This window comes from Enemella evansiae (assembly GCF_002250705.1).
Taxonomy (GTDB): Bacteria; Actinomycetota; Actinomycetes; order Propionibacteriales; family Propionibacteriaceae; genus Enemella; species Enemella evansiae.
In genome coordinates this window covers 70,286-87,935 of the sequence record NZ_NMVP01000005.1, presented here as the reverse complement: position 1 = coordinate 87,935, position 17,650 = coordinate 70,286, and the positions used below count along the sequence as shown (strand labels likewise).

General features: G+C 66.3%; 27 protein-coding genes. 18 read left to right on the top strand and 9 right to left on the bottom strand.

The window, feature by feature from the left end; translation table 11 throughout:
* Positions 1-289 precede the first annotated feature (289 nt).
* Positions 290-472: a hypothetical protein gene (locus BI335_RS22470; RefSeq protein ID WP_411266750.1), complete on the top strand. Its 183-nt coding sequence runs from the start codon at positions 290-292 to the stop codon at positions 470-472.
* Between the two features lie 475 nt (positions 473-947).
* Here the strand turns inward: BI335_RS22470 and BI335_RS06130 are convergent, their stop codons facing one another.
* From BI335_RS06130 to BI335_RS06110, 5 genes are all read right to left on the bottom strand, one after another.
* The gene (locus BI335_RS06130) at positions 948-1,733 is read right to left on the bottom strand and encodes a hypothetical protein (protein ID WP_094400272.1); all 786 of its coding nucleotides are present in this window, start codon (positions 1,731-1,733) and stop codon (positions 948-950) included.
* Positions 1,730-2,542, bottom strand: coding sequence for a hypothetical protein (locus tag BI335_RS06125; RefSeq protein ID WP_094400274.1), 813 nt, complete (start codon positions 2,540-2,542; stop codon positions 1,730-1,732). The genes BI335_RS06130 and BI335_RS06125 overlap by 4 nt, the downstream gene beginning before the upstream one ends.
* Positions 2,539-3,252, bottom strand: coding sequence for an ABC transporter ATP-binding protein (locus BI335_RS06120; RefSeq protein ID WP_094429930.1), 714 nt, complete (start codon positions 3,250-3,252; stop codon positions 2,539-2,541). The genes BI335_RS06125 and BI335_RS06120 overlap by 4 nt, the downstream gene beginning before the upstream one ends.
* Before the next feature lie 91 nt (positions 3,253-3,343).
* Positions 3,344-4,000: a response regulator gene (locus BI335_RS06115; protein WP_094400278.1), complete on the bottom strand. Its 657-nt coding sequence runs from the start codon at positions 3,998-4,000 to the stop codon at positions 3,344-3,346.
* On the bottom strand, positions 3,997-4,872 hold the full coding sequence (locus tag BI335_RS06110) for a sensor histidine kinase (RefSeq protein ID WP_172421764.1): 876 nt from the start codon (positions 4,870-4,872) through the stop codon (positions 3,997-3,999). The genes BI335_RS06115 and BI335_RS06110 overlap by 4 nt, the downstream gene beginning before the upstream one ends.
* A gap of 557 nt (positions 4,873-5,429) precedes the next feature.
* Between BI335_RS06110 and BI335_RS06105 the strand changes: the two genes are divergently transcribed.
* From BI335_RS06105 to BI335_RS06090, 4 genes are all read left to right on the top strand, one after another.
* On the top strand, positions 5,430-5,663 hold the full coding sequence (locus BI335_RS06105) for a FitA-like ribbon-helix-helix domain-containing protein (protein ID WP_094400282.1): 234 nt from the start codon (positions 5,430-5,432) through the stop codon (positions 5,661-5,663).
* A 118-nt stretch (positions 5,664-5,781) separates the two neighbouring features.
* Positions 5,782-5,997, top strand: a complete 216-nt coding sequence (locus tag BI335_RS06100) for a type II toxin-antitoxin system VapB family antitoxin (protein WP_094400284.1) — start codon at positions 5,782-5,784, stop codon at positions 5,995-5,997.
* Positions 5,994-6,416 (top strand): PIN domain-containing protein, encoded by a 423-nt coding sequence (locus BI335_RS06095; protein WP_094429929.1) that lies wholly within the window; start codon positions 5,994-5,996, stop codon positions 6,414-6,416. Before BI335_RS06100 ends, BI335_RS06095 begins: the two co-directional genes overlap by 4 nt.
* 108 nt (positions 6,417-6,524) lie before the next feature.
* Entirely contained in the window at positions 6,525-6,932 is a 408-nt protein-coding gene (locus BI335_RS06090; protein ID WP_094400289.1) for a RidA family protein, read from the top strand.
* Between the two features lie 49 nt (positions 6,933-6,981).
* Here the strand turns inward: BI335_RS06090 and BI335_RS06085 are convergent, their stop codons facing one another.
* Positions 6,982-7,230: a hypothetical protein gene (locus BI335_RS06085; protein WP_094400291.1), complete on the bottom strand. Its 249-nt coding sequence runs from the start codon at positions 7,228-7,230 to the stop codon at positions 6,982-6,984.
* 57 nt (positions 7,231-7,287) lie between these two features.
* Here BI335_RS06085 and BI335_RS06080 point away from each other — a divergent pair, with 57 nt between their 5' ends.
* The 12 genes from BI335_RS06080 (at position 7,288) to BI335_RS06025 (ending at position 15,469) form a co-directional block, all read left to right on the top strand.
* Positions 7,288-7,509, top strand: a complete 222-nt coding sequence (locus BI335_RS06080) for a hypothetical protein (protein WP_144009080.1) — start codon at positions 7,288-7,290, stop codon at positions 7,507-7,509.
* Positions 7,510-7,716: 207 nt separating this feature from the next.
* On the top strand, positions 7,717-8,886 hold the full coding sequence (locus tag BI335_RS06075; RefSeq protein ID WP_094429943.1) for a sensor histidine kinase: 1,170 nt from the start codon (positions 7,717-7,719) through the stop codon (positions 8,884-8,886).
* On the top strand, positions 8,883-9,545 hold the full coding sequence (locus BI335_RS06070; RefSeq protein WP_094429927.1) for a response regulator: 663 nt from the start codon (positions 8,883-8,885) through the stop codon (positions 9,543-9,545). Before BI335_RS06075 ends, BI335_RS06070 begins: the two co-directional genes overlap by 4 nt.
* 89 nt (positions 9,546-9,634) lie before the next feature.
* Positions 9,635-10,543, top strand: a complete 909-nt coding sequence (locus BI335_RS06065) for an ABC transporter ATP-binding protein (RefSeq protein ID WP_094429926.1) — start codon at positions 9,635-9,637, stop codon at positions 10,541-10,543.
* The gene (locus BI335_RS06060) at positions 10,543-11,289 is read left to right on the top strand and encodes an ABC transporter permease (protein ID WP_229119467.1); all 747 of its coding nucleotides are present in this window, start codon (positions 10,543-10,545) and stop codon (positions 11,287-11,289) included. The genes BI335_RS06065 and BI335_RS06060 overlap by 1 nt, the downstream gene beginning before the upstream one ends.
* A 1-nt stretch (position 11,290) precedes the next feature.
* Positions 11,291-12,040, top strand: coding sequence for an ABC transporter permease (locus BI335_RS06055; protein ID WP_094429924.1), 750 nt, complete (start codon positions 11,291-11,293; stop codon positions 12,038-12,040).
* 156 nt (positions 12,041-12,196) lie between these two features.
* Entirely contained in the window at positions 12,197-12,619 is a 423-nt protein-coding gene (locus BI335_RS06050) for a VOC family protein (RefSeq protein WP_172421763.1), read from the top strand.
* Positions 12,603-13,436, top strand: coding sequence for an NUDIX domain-containing protein (locus tag BI335_RS22465; RefSeq protein WP_411266749.1), 834 nt, complete (start codon positions 12,603-12,605; stop codon positions 13,434-13,436). The genes BI335_RS06050 and BI335_RS22465 overlap by 17 nt, the downstream gene beginning before the upstream one ends.
* Positions 13,324-13,569, top strand: coding sequence for a helix-turn-helix domain-containing protein (locus BI335_RS22360; RefSeq protein ID WP_411266748.1), 246 nt, complete (start codon positions 13,324-13,326; stop codon positions 13,567-13,569). Before BI335_RS22465 ends, BI335_RS22360 begins: the two co-directional genes overlap by 113 nt.
* A gap of 3 nt (positions 13,570-13,572) precedes the next feature.
* A complete protein-coding gene (locus BI335_RS06035) occupies positions 13,573-14,034 on the top strand; it encodes a hypothetical protein (protein WP_094429923.1) in 462 nt (153 codons plus the stop codon).
* Between the two features lie 105 nt (positions 14,035-14,139).
* Complete coding sequence (locus BI335_RS06030; RefSeq protein WP_094429922.1) at positions 14,140-14,715, top strand: GNAT family N-acetyltransferase; 576 nt, start codon at positions 14,140-14,142, stop codon at positions 14,713-14,715.
* A gap of 25 nt (positions 14,716-14,740) precedes the next feature.
* A complete protein-coding gene (locus tag BI335_RS06025; RefSeq protein ID WP_094429921.1) occupies positions 14,741-15,469 on the top strand; it encodes a hypothetical protein in 729 nt (242 codons plus the stop codon).
* Positions 15,470-15,472: 3 nt separating this feature from the next.
* On the opposite strand, the gene BI335_RS06020 is transcribed toward BI335_RS06025, so the two are convergent.
* Both BI335_RS06020 and BI335_RS06015 read right to left on the bottom strand, forming a co-directional pair.
* Positions 15,473-15,910, bottom strand: a complete 438-nt coding sequence (locus BI335_RS06020) for a VOC family protein (protein ID WP_094429920.1) — start codon at positions 15,908-15,910, stop codon at positions 15,473-15,475.
* Positions 15,911-15,919: 9 nt separating this feature from the next.
* Positions 15,920-16,486: an ArsR/SmtB family transcription factor gene (locus tag BI335_RS06015; RefSeq protein WP_094429919.1), complete on the bottom strand. Its 567-nt coding sequence runs from the start codon at positions 16,484-16,486 to the stop codon at positions 15,920-15,922.
* 71 nt (positions 16,487-16,557) lie between these two features.
* Between BI335_RS06015 and BI335_RS06010 the strand changes: the two genes are divergently transcribed.
* Positions 16,558-17,139 (top strand): dienelactone hydrolase family protein, encoded by a 582-nt coding sequence (locus BI335_RS06010; protein WP_094429918.1) that lies wholly within the window; start codon positions 16,558-16,560, stop codon positions 17,137-17,139.
* A 4-nt stretch (positions 17,140-17,143) separates the two neighbouring features.
* Here BI335_RS06010 and BI335_RS06005 read toward each other — a convergent pair whose 3' ends face one another.
* The gene (locus tag BI335_RS06005) at positions 17,144-17,641 is read right to left on the bottom strand and encodes a DUF6630 family protein (protein WP_094429917.1); all 498 of its coding nucleotides are present in this window, start codon (positions 17,639-17,641) and stop codon (positions 17,144-17,146) included.
* Positions 17,642-17,650 lie beyond the last annotated feature (9 nt).

Below are 17,650 nucleotides of genomic sequence, written 5' to 3'. Positions count from 1 at the left end.
CGGCATCGGCGTCCCGGACTTTCGTTGCCACGTAGCGCCAAGAACTCACCATGATGTCCTTCCGAGCAGGGACTGATCTCAGGGTGTCGGCGACGTCAGGTTCACTTCACGCTACAACGGCCTAATCGCTGGCGGAAGCGGCTGGCTTGCCAGTCGCGACCGGTCATGTCCACCACGGCATCTGTGAGGAACCGGGCGGGCCATCGTCGCCTCAGGTATATGGCCATTCATATGCTCAAGCGTGAGGGGAGCCGCTCGTGCCTACGACCAGCGTTGACCTGACACCAAGCTGATCGAGCGCGCCCGTGAGCTCACCGGGGAGAGGTCCATTCGTGCTGTTCTCGACCTTGCGCTGCGCCGCCTGATCGCGTCCAGGCAGAAGAGCGGGATGACCGAGGGCATTCGCCAGCTCGAGGACCTGCCCGCCGATCTGGGTGCGCCGACCATCGACTATCCCGTGCCGGACGAGTGACCGTCTACCTCGTCGACCACTCCGTGTGGGCTCGCGTGGTCTCCGGTGACATTCGCATGCTCACCCGGCTCCGGCGCATTGAACGTGCGCCAGCGGACCTGCTCGTCACCTGCGCTCCGCAGATGCTGGAGTTCTGCCACAGCGCGAGGACGCCAGCGGAGTACGCCCGATATCGAGAGCAGATTTCGCTGGGCTTCCCGCTCGAGCACGCACCCGACGAGACCTTGGTTCTCGACATCCAGGCCGCTGTGGAACGCAGGACTTGTCCGCGCAGCTGGTCCGCTCGGCATCTTGATCGCTGGCTATGCCATCACCAACGATGCGACGGTGTTCACGGCCGACCAGGACTTCGTACACATCGCTCGGGTGTGCGATCTGCAACACGAGTACGTCGCACCTGATGCGGCACCTGATTGATCAGCGGGACGATCCACGACGCCTCCGACGGTCGCCGATCGGTACACGCGCGTGCACCTCAGCTGTCGCGGCGTACGAGCATCGCGAAGTTCATGCCCGAGGGAGCGAGTGCCCAGGCCGTGAGCATGACAGCAGCAATGACCGGCGGGAGCTCGGTGACGGTGTATCCGGGTGTGCTGAGCATACTGAGCGCGAGTTGATCGGGAAGGAAGCGGACGACCAGGGGCCATTGCAGGATCCCGGTGGCGATGAGGATCGGGATCAGCACGAGCAGGGACAGCGAGGCGACAGAGCTGCGGATGATGCCGGTGAGGGCGTAGGCGATGAGCGCCATGAGCGTGTACGCCAGCGTCCAGAGACCGAGATCCGCGAGAGCCCCCGCGAACCCCCGCCCATCGGCAAGGGTCAGGGTCAGCCTCCCCGGTGCAAGCGTCACGAGCGCGGCCGGGGTCGTGATCCCCAGCAACGCCGCGAGCTTGGCGGCCGCGAGACGCCCGCGCTGGGGCACGGCGGCCAGGGTGATCCGTAACTGTCCACTGGCGTACTCGCTGCCCGCGGCGATCACCGGGAGGATGAGGAAGAGGTAGGCGGGGGCGAACATCACCGAGCCCAGTTCGGAGACCGGCACGAGGCGATCCCCGACGGAGAGTCGGACAAGCCCGGCGGCATCCACGACCCCGAGCGCGAGGTTCACGACGAGTGCGAGTGCCACCGCCAGGAGCGTGGCGGGGTGGGTGATGATCTTGGTGACCTCTGCGGCCACCACATCGCGGAAGCGGATGGTCGTCGTCTCGTCCCTGTCGAGGGTGCCGTTGTCGGCAATCGGAGTGTCGGCGCTGCTCATCGGGCATCCCTGCGGCGGAGCACGATGACGGCGACGATCAGGGGAATGATCGCCCAGGCGGTCAGGGTGATCAGCGCGTGCTCGGGTCCGGCGGTGAGCGGTGGAATGACCTCGCCGACGACGTCTGCGAACAGCAGGTTTCGCAGCGCGCTGACCGGCAGCAGCGCGTCGACGGTGGGCGAGATCAACGCGACGACCTGCGTCATCGTGAGGCCCAGGAACACGGCCATCGCGATGATGCCGACGAGGGTACGCCGCGCGATGAGCGTGACGGCGAGTGCGATGAGGTTCATGGCGATCGCGATGAAGATCATGCGGCCGTGTCCGATGAGCGCTTCCTCGTTCCATAGGAAGGAGGAATCCCAGGCCCGCACGGTGAAGTAGGTGATCCCGATGGAGACCAGGGCGAGGAGGACGCCCATCGCGAGGGAGATGAGTGCGATGGCGAGGGCTTTGGCTGCGACGATGCGCGGGCGTGAGGGGACGGTGAGCAGGCTCTGGCCGATCTGGCCGGAGCGGAACTCGGTGCCGGTGGCGACCGCTCCGATCACCCAGATGAACATGACCCCTTGGAAGGTGAAGGCGACGATCAGTTCGGCGAGGAACTGCTCGGCGGGCACCAGCTGGCCTCCGTAGAACTCGATCCGCCCGTCGGCGGTGATGTTCGCGAGCGAATCGCGGATGTTCGGCATGTTCATCGACATGATGAGGACGTGCAGCGCGGTCAGCGCTGCGAGCATGAGCTGCACGCTGGGCAGGCTCAGGGCCTTGGTGAGTTCGGCGCGGATGGCGTGGATCATGGCGGTCACCAGCTCTCGCCTGGGGTGCTGCCGGTGAGCGCGAAGAACGCCTCTTCCAGGGTCGCCTGACCGGCGATCACCTGGTCCAGGGGACCGGTGGCGATGATGCGGCCCTTGTTGATGATGACGAGGTCGTCCACGGTCTCAGCGACCTCGGCCATGAGATGGCTGGACAACAGCACCGTGTTGCCCTGCTGGGCGTAGCGCCGGATGAAGGTGCGCACGGTGCGGATGCCCTCCGGGTCGAGGCCGTTGACCGGCTCGTCCAGCACGAGCATCCGCGGCTCGCCCAGCAGAGCTGTGGCCAGGCCCAGGCGCTGCTTCATGCCGAGGGAGTACTTCCGCACCCGAATCTTCGCCGCGTCGGTGAGACCGACGGTCTCCAGCACCTCGGCGATCCGATGCTTCGGGATACGGCCCGCCTGCGCCACCCAGCGCAGATGATCGATGCCGCGCCGCTCGGGCACCGGGGCCGCACCGTCGAGCATCGCGCCGACCGTACGCAGCGGCTGATTCAATGCTGCGTACGGTTTCCCGTCGATGAGCGCTGTTCCCGAGGTCGCTCGGTCGAGGCCGAGCAGGATGCGCAGCGTGCTCGATTTCCCGGCCCCGTTCGGGCCGAGGAATCCGGTGACCCGGCCGGGCTTCGCGGTGAAGGTCACCCCTTCGACAGCGGCCTTCGACCCGTATCTCTTGCTGACATTGTCGATCTCGATCACCTGGTCGCGCTCCTCACGATGGTTCGGGAACTACTTCCCTTCCACCGTGCTGCCCGAAGCCTCGGAGCCGCGTCCCCCGGATGGGGACACCTCAGCGCTGATCGTGCAGGAGTCCTGCTTCGACGGCGAGCACGGCGAGTTGCGTACGGTCGCTCACGTCGAGCTTTGCGAACAACCGCTTCAGATACGTTCGCACCGTCTCCGGACTCAGATACAGCTCGGTTGCGATCTGCTGCGTCGACCGCCCCGAGGCGATCAACCGGGTGACCTGCAACTCTCGCTCGGACAGGCGTGCCCTCGTGAAGGGGTGCGGCACCGGGCGCGGCTGCGCGGAGAACTGGTTCATCAGCCGCGCGGTCACCTCGGGGGCGAGCGATCCGTGCCCGGCATGCACGGCCCGCACTCCGGCGAGTACCTCAGCTGGAGCCGCGTTCTTCAACAGGAATCCGGCCGCGCCGTCGTGCAGCGCCTCGCTCACGTACTCGTCGAGATCGAAGGTGGTCAGCAGAATGATTCTCGTCGAGAGACCCGCCGCACCCCGCACCACGTCCAACCCGGACCCCCGGGGCATCTGCACGTCGACCAGCGCGACATCCGGTGTCAGCGTCTGGATCAGGCGCAGCGCCTCCTCGCCCGTTCCTGCCTCGCCATGGACCTGGAATCCCTCGCTGTGGTCGAACAACCTGCGATAGGCACGGCGGAATGCAGCGTCGTCGTCGGCGAGGAGGACGCGGATCGACCGGGTCATGCCGGGGCCCCCGCGGGGAGACGGGCCAGCACGCGGGTGCCACCCTCCAGCCGGGTCGTGACGGTCAGAGAACCGCCCAGCTCTTCGACACGCTCGCGCATCCCCGCGACCCCGGTGCCCGGTGTCGGACGCGAGGGAAGACCGTGGCCGTTGTCCTCCACCTGCACGACCACCGTGTCGCCATCCCCACGCACGGACACCTCGCAGCCCCGTGCGCCGGAGTGGCGGATGATGTTGCTCAGCGTCTCCTGCACGATCCGGGCGACCGCGATCCGCGTCTCGTCTGACATGGGCGGGGTCGTGATCTCGGTCGAGACCTCGAGTCCGCTCACGCGCGCTGCGGTGACCAGCTCGGTGAGGTCAGGGGATGTGGCGACAGCTTGGTGTCCGGTGCGAAGTGAGCGTACGAGGGCCTGCATCTCCACCAGGGCAGCGCGAGCCCGTAACTCGATAGCGGTGAGCGCGTCTCGCCACTCCTGCTCGTCCGCACCGGGCAGCTCCCGGATGATCGCGGCCTCCGCGCTGATGGTGCTGAGGGAGTGGCCGACCACGTCGTGCACCTCGCGGGCCAACACGTTCTGCTGCCGGGCGCGCTCGGCAGCGGCTCGTTCCAGTGCGGTCTGCCGGGTCGCGGCCTGCCGTTGCGCCTCGACGTGCCCGAGCAACCACGCCGCGCCGACCGCGCCGATGCCGATGACGAGAGCCTGGCCGAATGACAGCAGGGATTCCGGTACGGCCGTTACGGTCGACACCAGAAGCAGTACGCCGACCGCGACCAAGCCGATCACCCGAGTCCGGCCACCGCGACGCAACGCGAGCGGGTACAGACACCATGCCGCAGCGAGCAAGGGATCCTCGCTCAGTCCCGTCAACCACCCCCATGCTGTCGCACAGAGCGTCACGATCGGTGAGACTGTCGGCGCTCTCCAGCGAAATAGGACCGCAGCGATGACCGCCGCAACAAGCCCTGCCCAGAGCACACGTGCCGGGGTGCCTGAGGAGGGCCAGTTCGGAGCCCAGAACCCCATGACGATGAGCGAAGCCACTATGGCGTCGGTCACCCCGGACAGCCATGATCCGCGTTTCAGCGGCATACCGATTCCGTCTTGACCCACCACGACTCCATTTCAGCACCTTCGAGGATCCGGGCGTCGCGACCCCGAACGGGTTGTCGATGATGTAATGCCAGATGCCACCCTCCCCGCTCGCGCGACGTCTGTTGCCGTGCCCCGGAGGTCGACCTCCTCACCCCTAAGGGTGGTGCCGGCGATCGTCCAGTTGACGATGAGCCCATGGGCGGGCGAGTCGCAGCCACTGTCGCCGTGATGGCCTTATCCATCGAAATGTGGTGGAGTTCCGATTCAACGTCTGAATTCCATCCACCGAGTGCTTTCATTAGTGAAATCAGTTCGGCACTTGGGGGAGTGATATGGCGTCGATTGTCGTTCGTGGGCTCGACGAATCCGTCAAGGCCTGGCTTGCGGTTCAGGCAAAGCAGCATGGCCGTTCCTTGGAGGCTGAGGTTCGCGACATCCTGACCAAGGCCGCTGCCCGCCCGAATATCGGGTTGGCGTTCCTCCAGGCTGCGCAGGCGGCCGGTGGTGTCGATAAGCTGCCGCTTCCTGAACGTATCGACCCGGCTCGGTCCGTGGACTTCCCCTGATCGTCCTCGACACCTGGGACGGGGTGCAGGACACCATCGTGGCTGCCAGGCGTCAAGCCGTGGCGGTCGACCAAGCCATATGATGGGTCATATAGAATGAGTGGGAGGGGGTACGGGCATGGCCATGACCAGCGTTGACCTGGACGCCAAGCTGATCGAGCGCGCCCGTGAACTCACGGGAGAGAAGTCCAATCGAGCGGTCCTCGACCTCGCGCTGCGCCGCCTGATCGCGTCGAAGCAGAAGGGTGCGATGATCGACGGCGTCCTTCAACTCGAGGATCTGCCCGCAGAGCTGGGTGCGCCGACCATCGAATATCCCCTCCCGGACGAGTGACCGACTACCTCGTCGACAACTCCGTCTGGGCGCGGGCGATCGCCGGTAACCCTCGCATGATCGCTCGCCTGAGGCGCATCGAACGTGCTCCAGCCGATCTCGTCGTCACCTGTCCGCCGCAGGTGCTCGAGTTCTGCCACAGCGCGCGGACACCCGCCGAGCACGCCCGTTATCGCGAGCAGATGTCGTTGGGCTTCCCGCTCGAGCGCGCACCCGGCGAAGCCCTGGTGCTCGACATCCAAGCCGCGCTCTGGAAGGCCGGCCTTGTCCGTGCCGCCGGTGCCGTTGACATCTTGATCGCTGGCTACGCGATCGCCAACGACGCCACGGTGCTCGCGGCCGACCACGACTTTGGCCACATCGCACGGGTGTGCGACCTGCAACACGAGTACGTCGCGCCGGAGACGGGAGCCTGCTGATTGTCCATGCAACGATCGCGATGGCAACGGCAGTTGATGGCCGACCTGCGTCGACCTGGATCAACGTGCGAAGCTGACCGGACTTGCCGCTCGACCTGAAGGAATGCAATGCCCAAGGCCGTGACCCTGATTCGTTCCAAGTTGCTGTCGGATGTGGCCGAGTACGCCTACGCCGCTACAGCGCCCGCAGAAGCCCGCCTGGTGTTTCTGGCGGGCGCTTGTCCACTGGACAGCGATGGATCGACCTGCAATGAAGGTGACTTCGCGGGACAGGCCGCCAAGTGCGTCGAGAACATGAAGATTGCTCTGGGGGAGGCTGGCGCCACACTGCAGGACGTCATCGCCACGCGGGTGCTCGTTGCCTCATCCGAACAGGCCGATCTCGTGACGGCCTGGGAAGTCGTCCGCGACGCGTTCGGGGACCACGACGTGCCGAGCACGCTCATCGGGGTGGCCGCACTCGGCTATGACCACCAACTCGTGGAAGTGGAAGCCACGGCTGCCGTCATCGATTGACATGGGGGTTGATGGGTCGGCTCCTGACCCGGGCTGCGACCCTCTGAAGTCATGTCGATGCGTCGTTGACGAGGCGGGGGTGGTCACCGGTCAGATCGAGCCAAGGGAGGGGTGCGTCAGCCGCCATGTTGTCCAGGTCACGGACGAGTTCGGCGAGATCATCGCCAGCCGGTGAGATCGGCCCCGCGGTGTAGGAGAAGCCTCCGTCGTCCTCCGGGTACAGCTCACGGATCTCCCACGAGTCGGTCCCGGTGCCGACATCCCGGACCTTCGTCGCGACGTACCGCCAGATCCTCATGATGATGTCCTCCCGGTATGGATCGATGTCATGATGTCACCAATCTGGAGGTGCGCCATGACGAGCGAGACTGATCAGGGGCCCCACGACGAGACGGAAGCCCACATGGACCGGCGCGCGGAAGAGACAGTGCCGTTGCGTCATGAGCAACGAAACCGCCGGTTCGACGACGATTTGCCCTGTCCGGTGACGAAGGCTACCGATGCAAACTGGAGGCGATCGGCCGAACTTTTCGCCGACCTTGCCGATGCGCACGTCATGACTGATGCATGGCGGTGACGGGCCGGTCCCGGTCTCGGATGGGGTCAGTTTGCACGTGCCGTCGACAGTGGGTGCCCGTGCGTGGGAGCGGATCAATCGCACCGAATTACGCTGGAGCACGGGATGCGATCTGGGAAGAGGAACCGGTGATGAGCCCGGACGACAGCGGCACGGCGTAGGCGGACGCACGGCGTGACAACTCCGACGGTTGAATCTGTGTCCCCGATGCCCGGGCCCGGCCAGTGGCTGCGGGAGCGGATGTGGTTGATCGACCTACTGATCGCGCTCGGCGTGTTCCTGTACAACCTCCCGATCGTTCCGGCCTACGCCCAGGACGCTGTCCACACCGCTGGGCTGATCGTGGTGTCGGCGGTGCTCTGTGTGCCCTACCTGTGGCGCCGCCGGTTCCCGGCGGGTGTCCTCGGCGTGATGCTGCTGGCTGCCTGTGTCCAGCTCGTTCTCGGTGCCCCGTTGCTCCCCGCGGACGTGATCCTGGCGTTCGGCCTGTACAACCTGGCATCCAGACATCATTGGCAGGTCTCCGCTCTCGGCGCCGCGCTCACGGCGGGGTGGCTGCTGATCGCCGTGATTCCTCACCTCGGCAAGGATGTCGTCGATATCGGTCAGCTCGGCGTACTGCTCGTAGTGACCCTGTGGGTGTGGACCTGGGGGACACTGGTGCGGGTCCGCCGCCAATACGTCGCAGGGCTGCATGAGCGGGCCGTCCAGGCGGAGCGGGAACGGGAAACACAGGCGCGGATTGCGGTCGCCGATGAGCGCGCCCGCATCGCGCGGGAGATCCATGATGTCGTCTCGCACAGCCTGAGCGTCGTGGTGCTGATGTCCGATGGGGCGGCGTCGAAGGTCGATTCGGAGCCGGCACGGGCCAGGGCCGCGATGGTACGCGTCCGCGACACCGGGCGTTCGGCGCTGGCCGACATGCGACGGATGCTCGGGGTGCTGCGCGAGGAGGAGCCGGGTTCGGATGCGCCGCAGCCTGGCATCGCCCAGCTCGGCGCTCTCGTCGAGCAGTCTCGCGCCGCCGGACTGCCGGTCACGCTCCACACCGACGGTGAACCGGGCCAGATCTCGGACGGTCTGGGGTTGACGGTGTACCGGTTGGTCCAGGAGTCGTTGACCAACGCGCGCAAGCACGCGGGTGAGGCGCTCACCCAGGTCGACGTCGCGATCAGCTACCGACCCGACGAGGTGCAGGTCGCGATCACCGACGACGGGGTGGGTACGCCGGAGACCGCGTCCGAGGGCGGTCATGGCCTGCTGGGCATGCGGGAGCGAGTCGCCGCTCATCGGGGTCAGCTGCGGGCAGGTCCGCGCAAGGACGGTGGGTTCGAAGTGGTTGCGGTACTGCCGCGAGATGAGAGGGTCTCGTCATGACGGTGCGCGTGCTGCTGGTCGATGACCAGGAGATGATCCGGATGGGACTGCGGATGGTGCTGGATTCGCAGCCGGATCTCGCCATCGTCGGCGAGGCCGACGATGGCGACACGGCCTTGGAACTGCTCGACACCGTCGGCACCGACGTGGTGCTGATGGATGTGCGGATGCCGCGCATGAGTGGTGTGGAAGCGACCCGTCGGCTGAACGAACGCGACAACCCGCCCAAGGTGCTGATCCTGACCACCTTCGACCTCGACGAGTACGCCTATGACGCGCTCCAGGCGGGAGCGTCGGGGTTCCTGCTCAAAGACACCCCGGTCGAGGACATCACGGCCGCGATCAAGCATCTGCACGCCGGCGATGCGGTGGTCGCGCCGAGCACCACTCGCCGGCTGCTGGATCACTTCACCCGATCCCGTCCGGTGGCTCGTGACCAGACCGCGCGGTTGGCAGGTCTGACGCCGCGCGAGCACGAGGTGCTCGGCTTGGTGGCACGTGGTCTGTCGAACGCGGAGATCGCCGCGGAACTCGTGCTTGCCGAGGGCACGGTCAAGGTGCATGTCGGCCGGATCCTCACCAAACTGCACCTGCGTGATCGGGTGCAGGCGGTGGTCCTGGCCTACGAAACCGGGCTGGTCGACGCCCGCCGACGGTAGGCCTCCGGCGTACGTATATCTTGGGTGATACGCCGAAGATATGCCCGAAGAGGGACGATTCCCGCGCGAGATCCCGGAAGGGTTGAGGCATGTCCTCAACCATCGTCGCCACCCATGAGCTGACCAAGCGCTACGGCAAACGAGTTGTCGTCGAAGACCTTGATCTGCGCATCCCGACCGGCAGCGTCTACGGATTCCTCGGCCCCAACGGGGCGGGGAAGTCAACGACGATGAAGATGCTGCTCTCGCTGATCCAGCCGTCCCACGGAGCCGTGGAGATCATGGGTCAACAGATGACCCGCGGGACCCGGCGTACGCTCCTCGGCCACATCGGCTCGCTCATCGAGGCACCACCCGGCTACGCCCACCTGACCGGCGCGGAGAACCTGCGCCCGATTCAGCGGCTGCTGGGCCTGAACCAGCAGCAGATCGAGTTCGCCGTCAGCGCGGTACGCCTGCAGGACCAGCTGAACAAGAAGGTCCGGGACTACTCCTTGGGGATGAAGCAACGGCTGGGCATCGCGATGGCATTGGCCAGGCAGCCGCAGCTGCTCATCCTCGACGAACCGACCAACGGCCTCGACCCGGCAGGGATCGAGGAGATGCGCGCCTTGCTGCGTTCCCTGGCCTCGGACGGGGTGACGGTCATGGTCTCCTCCCATCTCCTTGGCGAGATCGACAAGACAGCCACCGTTCTCGGCATCCTCAGCCAGGGACGGATGATCTTCCAGGGCACACGTTCCGAACTCATGGCGGCCTCCACTCCGGATCTGGTCATCACCTGCTCCGATCCAGCCTTCGCGGCATCAAGGCTCAGTTCTTTCGGGGCCCGGCTGACCGAGCAGCGAGAAGTCACGGTCCCAGGACTGAATGACCGACAGACCGCGGGTCTGGTCGCCGCACTCGTCGGTGAACAGGTCGGGATCTACGGCGTACGCCGCGACGAACAGACCCTTGAGGACGTCTTCATGAGCCTGACCGCCGGAGGAGGGCTGTGATGGGGCGGGCGATGGCCAATGAGTTCGCGAAGATGCGGCATCTCGGTGTCGGAGTGATTGCGATGGTGATGATCCTCGCGGTGCTCGTCCTGTCCCTGTTCACGGTTGTCTCCACTCCGGAGTTCGATCCGGATGAGTCGAGTGCCTGGAACGCCCTGCTCGCCGGCATGTCCCTCGGGATCCCGCTCACTGCTCCACTGCTCCTGGCGGTGCTGGCGTCCCGGCAGACCGACATCGAGCACCAGGGCAACGGCTGGCTCCTGCAAGCCACCACCGGAGTCACTCCGGGCGGGGTGTGTCGGGCCAAACTCCTCGCGCTCGGCATCGTCGTCACGGCCATCACCCTCGCTCAGAACCTCAGCGTCCTCGTCGCCGGCAAGCTGCTCGTCGGCATCAGCATCCCGCTCCCGCTCGGACACTGGGCTGGATTCGCTGCCTGCATGCTGGGGATCAACCTCGTCGTCCTCGCACTGCACATCGTCATCTCCGCGAAGGTCGAGAACCAGCTCGTGGCACTGGGCATCGGGGTGCTCGGCGCGCTGCTCGGAGCCTTCTCGCAGGGACTGCCCCCGGCGTACGCCCATCTGACACCCTGGGGCTATTACGCCCTGGCTCAGGCTGCCGGTTACGAGGGCGGGACCATCGTCGCTCTGCCGCTGTCCTACCTCAGCGTGGCTGGGTTGACGGTCGTCTCCGCAGTTCTGTTCTGGCTCATCACCCACCGCTTCGACCGGCAGGAGGCCTGACATGGGTGCTTTCGCAGCCGAGCTCATCAAACTCAAGCGATCGCTGGCCTGGCCGGTCGTCGTGCTGCTGCCCATCGCCCTGGTGCTCGCTGGCGCGGCCACCCGGCTCGCCAGCGGCCGCGCACCCGAGAACGGCTGGGACACCGTGTGGCTGCAATCGGCGGTCTTCTACGGACTCTTCCCACTCGCGATCGGGGTCGCGATCCTCGGTTCGCTCGTCTGGCGAACCGAGCATCGCGGCAGCAACTGGAACGCGCTGATGAGCGGCCCCACCCCGTCGTCGCAGATCGTCATCGCGAAGACCGCCGTCGTCGCAGGTCTGACCGCGATCATGCAAGTCATCATGCTCTGCGCGGTACTGATCGTCGGCAAGCTCGGCTTCGGTCTGCCGGGAATGCTGCCCGGTAAATATTTCGGGGTGACAGCGCTGCTCATCCTCGCAGCTGTTCCGCTTGCCGCCATGCAGTCGGCGCTCTCGATGTTCCTGCGCTCCTTCGCCGGCCCGATCGCGTTCGCGCTCGTCGGAGCCGGAGTCTCCACAGCGGTGCTGATGGTCAGCGGACCCGCGGCGTTGGTCTCGCCCTACGGCATCGTGACCCGCACCACGCAGCTTGGCACCGGAACCTTCGCCGACTCCGGCTCGATCACCGCGGGCGATGTCATCGCCATCGCGATCGCATCCGGCGTACTGGCCATTGCACTCATCAGCGCGACCACGGTCATCCTCAACCGACGCGATGCCCGTGCCTGACGTGGGCTTCACCCCGCTCCGGAGCCGACCTGGGAGGACGTCCCGACGTGCTCCTCTCCGGGGCTGAACGCGGGTAGCCCTGGTCCGGCCGGGGAGACACCGCACGGTGGCGGACCGGCGGTTGTGCTGTCCGTCCGCCCCGGCAAGATGTTGGGCATGACGATCACCCAGGTCCAGGTCAACCTGTTCTGCACCGACGTGGAGAAGTGCCTCGCCTTCTATGTCGAGCTCGGGCTACCGGAGGCGTTCCGCTATCCGAAGACCGGGCCGATCGAACACGTAGAGGTGGACGCGGCCGGCGTACGTATCGGATTGACGGCGGCCACGGTCGCCAATGAGCTGGCGGGCCTTGGAGTCGTCCCGGGCATCGATCCGTCGGCCGAGGTCGCGTTGTGGTCCGACGATCTCGACGGCGCCTTCGGCTGTGCGGTGAGAGCCGGCGCGGCTGTCGTGACCGAGCCCATGGACTCGCCCGACGGTCGGCTCCGCTATGCCTGGGTCCGCGATCCAGACGGGCATCAGCTGAAACTCATCCAGTACCGATCATGGTCGGGAGCGCCGCATGCCCGCCGGTCCTGAGCGCCGGGCCGTGCGAAAGGTCGTCGGCTATGTCGTGCACGACCGGCGCTTGCTGGTCTTCACCCACGACCAGCTCCCACTGGACGTCCTCGGCGTCCAGGTACCGGCGGGAACGGTCGAACCCGGCGAACCTCCGGAGTCCGCGGTCGTTCGTGAAGTGCTCGAGGAGACCGGCATTTCAGCACGGGTGCTCCGGTCCCCGGGGTCGAACACTACGACGTGTGGCCCTCCAAACCTGAGCTCCATGAGCGGCACGTCTTCCAGCTCGAGCCACTCGGCCGCGATCTCCCAGAGGAATGGAGCGCCCGTGAGGATCACTCATCCGACGCGGGTTCCGCCCAGCGATGGACCTGCCGATGGATCCTGCTGGAGCAGGCACACGTGCTCTGCGCGGGATTCGGGGCACGCCTGGGAGAAGTCATTCTGCGGGATTCCCCACAGGTGGAGGCTGGATGACCGCGCGTCTGGTCGTGGCGGCGATCTCGTATCCGATTCCCTTGTTCGCGCCGGTCACCAGCGCAGTCTTGTGTTCACTCACCCGGCCGATCCTGCTGCCGCCGCGGCGCCCGCGTCCAAAACCGATCGGGTGGTCGGCGATACCGCACCGGTATCGGCCGTGACCATCGTCTGGAAAACATCACCTGGTGGAAACGCGGGAGCTGCGCTACTTCGTCGCCGTCGCCGAAGAGCTGCACTTCGGCAGGGTGGCGGAGCGGCTCGCGATCGCGCAACCGCCGCTGTCGCGGGCGATCCAGCGGCTGGAGCGGCGGCTCGGCGTCCTCCTGCTTGCATCGCACCGGCAGCGGTGTCGCCCTGACCGAGCCCGGGACGGTCCTGCTGCGGTAGGCTCGCGAGGCCCTCGCCGCGGTGGAAGCCGCCGGGCGCCGAACTCGCCGGGCGGCGGCCGGTCAGCCGGGTGTGGTGCTGGCGACAGGTACGTCAGAATATGAGCCATGCTGGAGATTGAACCGGGTGCGCAAGTGGTCGAAGGGACCTGCCATCACTGCGGTGAGCCGATGGTCCGCGTGACGGGCTTCATCAACCAGGACAACGACGCCCACGCGATCTATCTTGCGTCCTGCTATCACCATGATGGTCACGAGGTGTGGATCGATGCCGTGTTTTCGCCGACGTGGGCTGACGGTGTGGACGACCGCTTCACCTTCGGCTGCCGCATAGGGCCGGTCGACGGGCAGAGTGGACCCGCGGCCTCGCTTGTGACCGCGGCCGCAGCATTCAGCGACGCTGCGACCTTCGGCCACAAGCTGACCCGGGACGAAGCGTTGGCGCATCCGATGCTCGCTGAGTTCTGGACGATCGTCGACCATGTCCTTACGCATGACTCTGTAGTCCAAGCCCACATGTACGGCCCCGATGCCAGGTTCGAGCCGTCGGGTGGGGGAGCGACGGATTGATCCAGCCGGTCTCGGGGGCTATCGGCAGACCGTCTCGCACCTGCGGGCTTCGGGGGGTGCAGACGGCGTTCAAGGATCGAGATCGCCAGGTGGGATGATGCCGGCATGCCCCTAACCGCCCCGACACTGACGACCGACCGGCTGACGCTGCGTCCGTTCACCGAGACCGATCGCGACGATCTCTACGCGCTGCAGAGCGACGGTTTTGCCTTGCGGTATTGGGATTCGCCGCCGTGGACCGAACGGTCGTCACTCGACCGATTCCTCGCCGACGCGCGCAGGATGGTGGACGAGGGCACCGGTGTCCGGGTGGTGATCGAAGGCAAGACCGACCAGGCATTCCTCGGCTGGTGCACCATCAACCGGTGGAATCCCGGCTTCCGCAGCACCTATCTCGGCTACTGCCTCAGCCCGACCGCGTGGGGCCATGGGTACGCCACAGAGGCCGCGCACGCGCTGCTCCGCTGGGCGTACGAAACGCTCGACCTGAATCGGGTCCAGGCCGAGGTGGACACTCGCAATGTGGCCTCTGCGCGCGTACTCGAAAAGCTCGGGTTCATCCGCGAAGGGACCTTGCGCGAGGACTGCATCGTCAACGGTGACGTGTCCGACAGTTACGTGTACGGGCTGCTGCGGCGCGACTGGCTGGCGACGGGGGAGTCCGGCAGCAGCGCCGGATGAACCCGACGGCTGGCACCCTGTTCGGGTGACTTCCTCCCTCCGGATCACCGCCGCGACCGCAGTCCTGGCCTTCGGCGTACTGCTGGCCGGCTGTTCCTCCGAACCGAGCACGCCGCCGATCACAATCGGCACCCTGCCTGCCGACGTCGGCCCGGCGATCCCGTTGGACGGAGAACTCGATCCCTACGGCGCGATCCGCGACTGGCCATCGGCCTGCGAGCTGGTGACCGACCAGACCCTCAGATCGTTGCTGCCCCAGATCGGCAACATCACCCGGGAGCCGGAGGCGCGGAGGTACGAGATCACCGCACCGGATATGACGAAGGTGCCCGGTGAGATCAACGTGGCCGAGGCGCGCTGCACCACCAGGTTCTACATCCCCGTGGGAATGCTCGCCAACAACGCAGGCACCGTGCACACCGACATCATGCTCGCCGGATCCCCGGATTTCGTGCAGCGCAACAAGCGCAAGGGAACCGGGCCGACGAAGGGCGACATCAAGGGCGGAACCTGCGAACCGGTGGACACCGGCATCCAGTGCGTGGACGACTCCGGACGGATCCAGTTCCGACTCAACTTCCAGCTGCCGCACCACGGTCCGAATCTGAAGGATCCGAGCCGATACGACCGCAATGGCGAGATCGTCTCGTTCACCACCGGCAACCAGGACACCCAACCCCGCAACGACTACATCGACGCCAATCTGACCAAACCGATCGTCGAATCGATCCTCAGCCGATTCGGTGATTCCTAGCCCTCACGCGATTTCCTCGGCCAACCCGATCAGAATTCCTTCTGGTCCACGGATGTAACAGAGCCGGTACACGTCCTCGAACCGGACGACCTCGGCGCTGACCAGTTCCGCGCCGAACCTGTTCAACCGGTCCAGTGCCGCGTCGAGATCGTCCACCTCGAACATCACCCGCAGATAGCCCAGCGCATTCACCGGGGCGGTGCGGTGATCAGCGACCACCGCGGGTTCGAGGAAGCGGGAGAGTTCCAGTTTTCCTTGTCCAGATGGCGTACGCAGCATCGCGATCTCCACGCGCTGACCGATGAGCCCGGTGACCCTCCCGGCCCACTCGCCCTCGACCATCCCACGGCCCTCGAGCTCCAGTCCGAGAGCGGTGAAGAACTCGATCGCGGCATCGAGATCCTCGACGAGGATGCCCATGTTGTCCATCCGGATGGTCATGGCCACATCCTAGAGATCTGGATCGGGACGCGGCGGAAGTCGCGGATAGTCCGGGATCGGATAGATCCCGATCGCGAATCCGTGCACCAGGTCGCCGCGCCGGGGGAGGGCGTCGAATTCTTCAAGCAGGGCAGTCATTCGCTGCCAGAACTCCGCCTTCTGCTCCTCGTCGATGCGGGCGTGCCGGAGGTAGCCCCAGAGCTGCCCCTCGGCGTACGCCGCCTGGGACTCGGCCGCGGCGACCTCGAAGTCGTTGAAGTCCTGCGTCGTGTCACCACCGGCGAGTGAGACGTAGAACAGCCGCGCCGTGCGCCCATAGAACGCCTCCTCGATGGCGCGCACCCGCCGTGTCCGGACCACCCGGAGCAGACCGGCGTCGACCAGCACCTTCACGTGGTGCGCGACCGTGCTCTTCGGCCGACCGACGGCCGTGCTCAGCTCGGTCACGGTCGCTGCCCGTTCGTGCAGCAGCCCCAGGATCGTGGTGCGTAGGGGATTGCCGAGGGCGCGGACCTGCGCGGGCTCGGTGAGGGCAAGCCGGTCGGCGAGGTCGTAGTCGGGGGTCTTGCCAGCCATGGCAGAACATACTAGCGTTCCAGAACGTTCCAACTATTTGGATCATTGGGCGGATCGGCCAAGGAGGGACCATGTCCGAGATCATCCTGTTCCACCACGCGCAGGGGCTCACCCCGGGTGTCCAGGACTTCGCCGACCGGTTGCGGAGCGCGGGGCACACCGTGCACGTCCCCGATCTCTACGACGGGCGTACCTTCGACGACGTCGAATCCGGTGTCGCCCATGTCCAGCAGCTCGGTTTCGACACCGTCCGTGCGCGTGGAGTGGCGGCCGCCGAGGAACTGCCCAACGAGCTGGTGTACGCGGGCTTCTCACTCGGTGTCATGCCGGCCCAGCAACTCGCCCAGACTCGGCCGGGCGCGGTCGGTGCGCTCTTCTTCGACGGTTGTCTCCCGGCAGCCGAGTTCGGCGACTGGCCGGCCGGCCTGCCCGCCCAGGTCCATGCCGGGACCGATGACCCCTGGTTCGGCGAGGACATGGACGCCGCGCGAGCGCTGGCCGAATCCCAGCCGAGCGTCGAGCTGTTCCTCTATTCCGGCACCGACCATCTCTTCGCCGACTCGTCCCTGCCGGCGTACGCCCCAGAGGCGGCGGACCTGCTCCGCGAACGCACACTCGGCTTTCTGACCGGCCTTGACGAACGCGACCGGTGACAGCTCAGGGCACGCGTACATCCGAGCCGAGCTGCTGACCGAGCGCGACCACCCGGTCGGCCCGGTCCACCGGGATCGCGACCAGCGGGAACGCGTCGGAATCCTCATCCAGCACGACGATCACCACCCCCGTCGGTCGGAGCAGTTCGTTCACCTGTGCGGCCACCTCCTCAAGCGCGTCCTCGGAGTCGGCCAGCGGTTCGAGATCCACACCTGACTGCGCGACCCGCGGCAACCGGGCCAACTTGCCGACCACCTCGTCGGCCGGCTCGTTCCAATCGAAGTACGCCAACTCGCCGGCTTCCCGCAGGGCTTCGACGACCGCGATGACGTCGGTCAACTCCTCGACGTCCTCGATCCCGCGGCCGCCCGCGAGCTCGTCCTCGTGCGCGGTGAAGAAGCCCTGCGGATCATCCACCGACTGCCTGACCGCCGAGCGTGCCTCGGCGTTGTCGGTGACGAGTTCGGTCCAGGTGCACCAGGATTCTTCTTCGTCGGCCATGACGACATC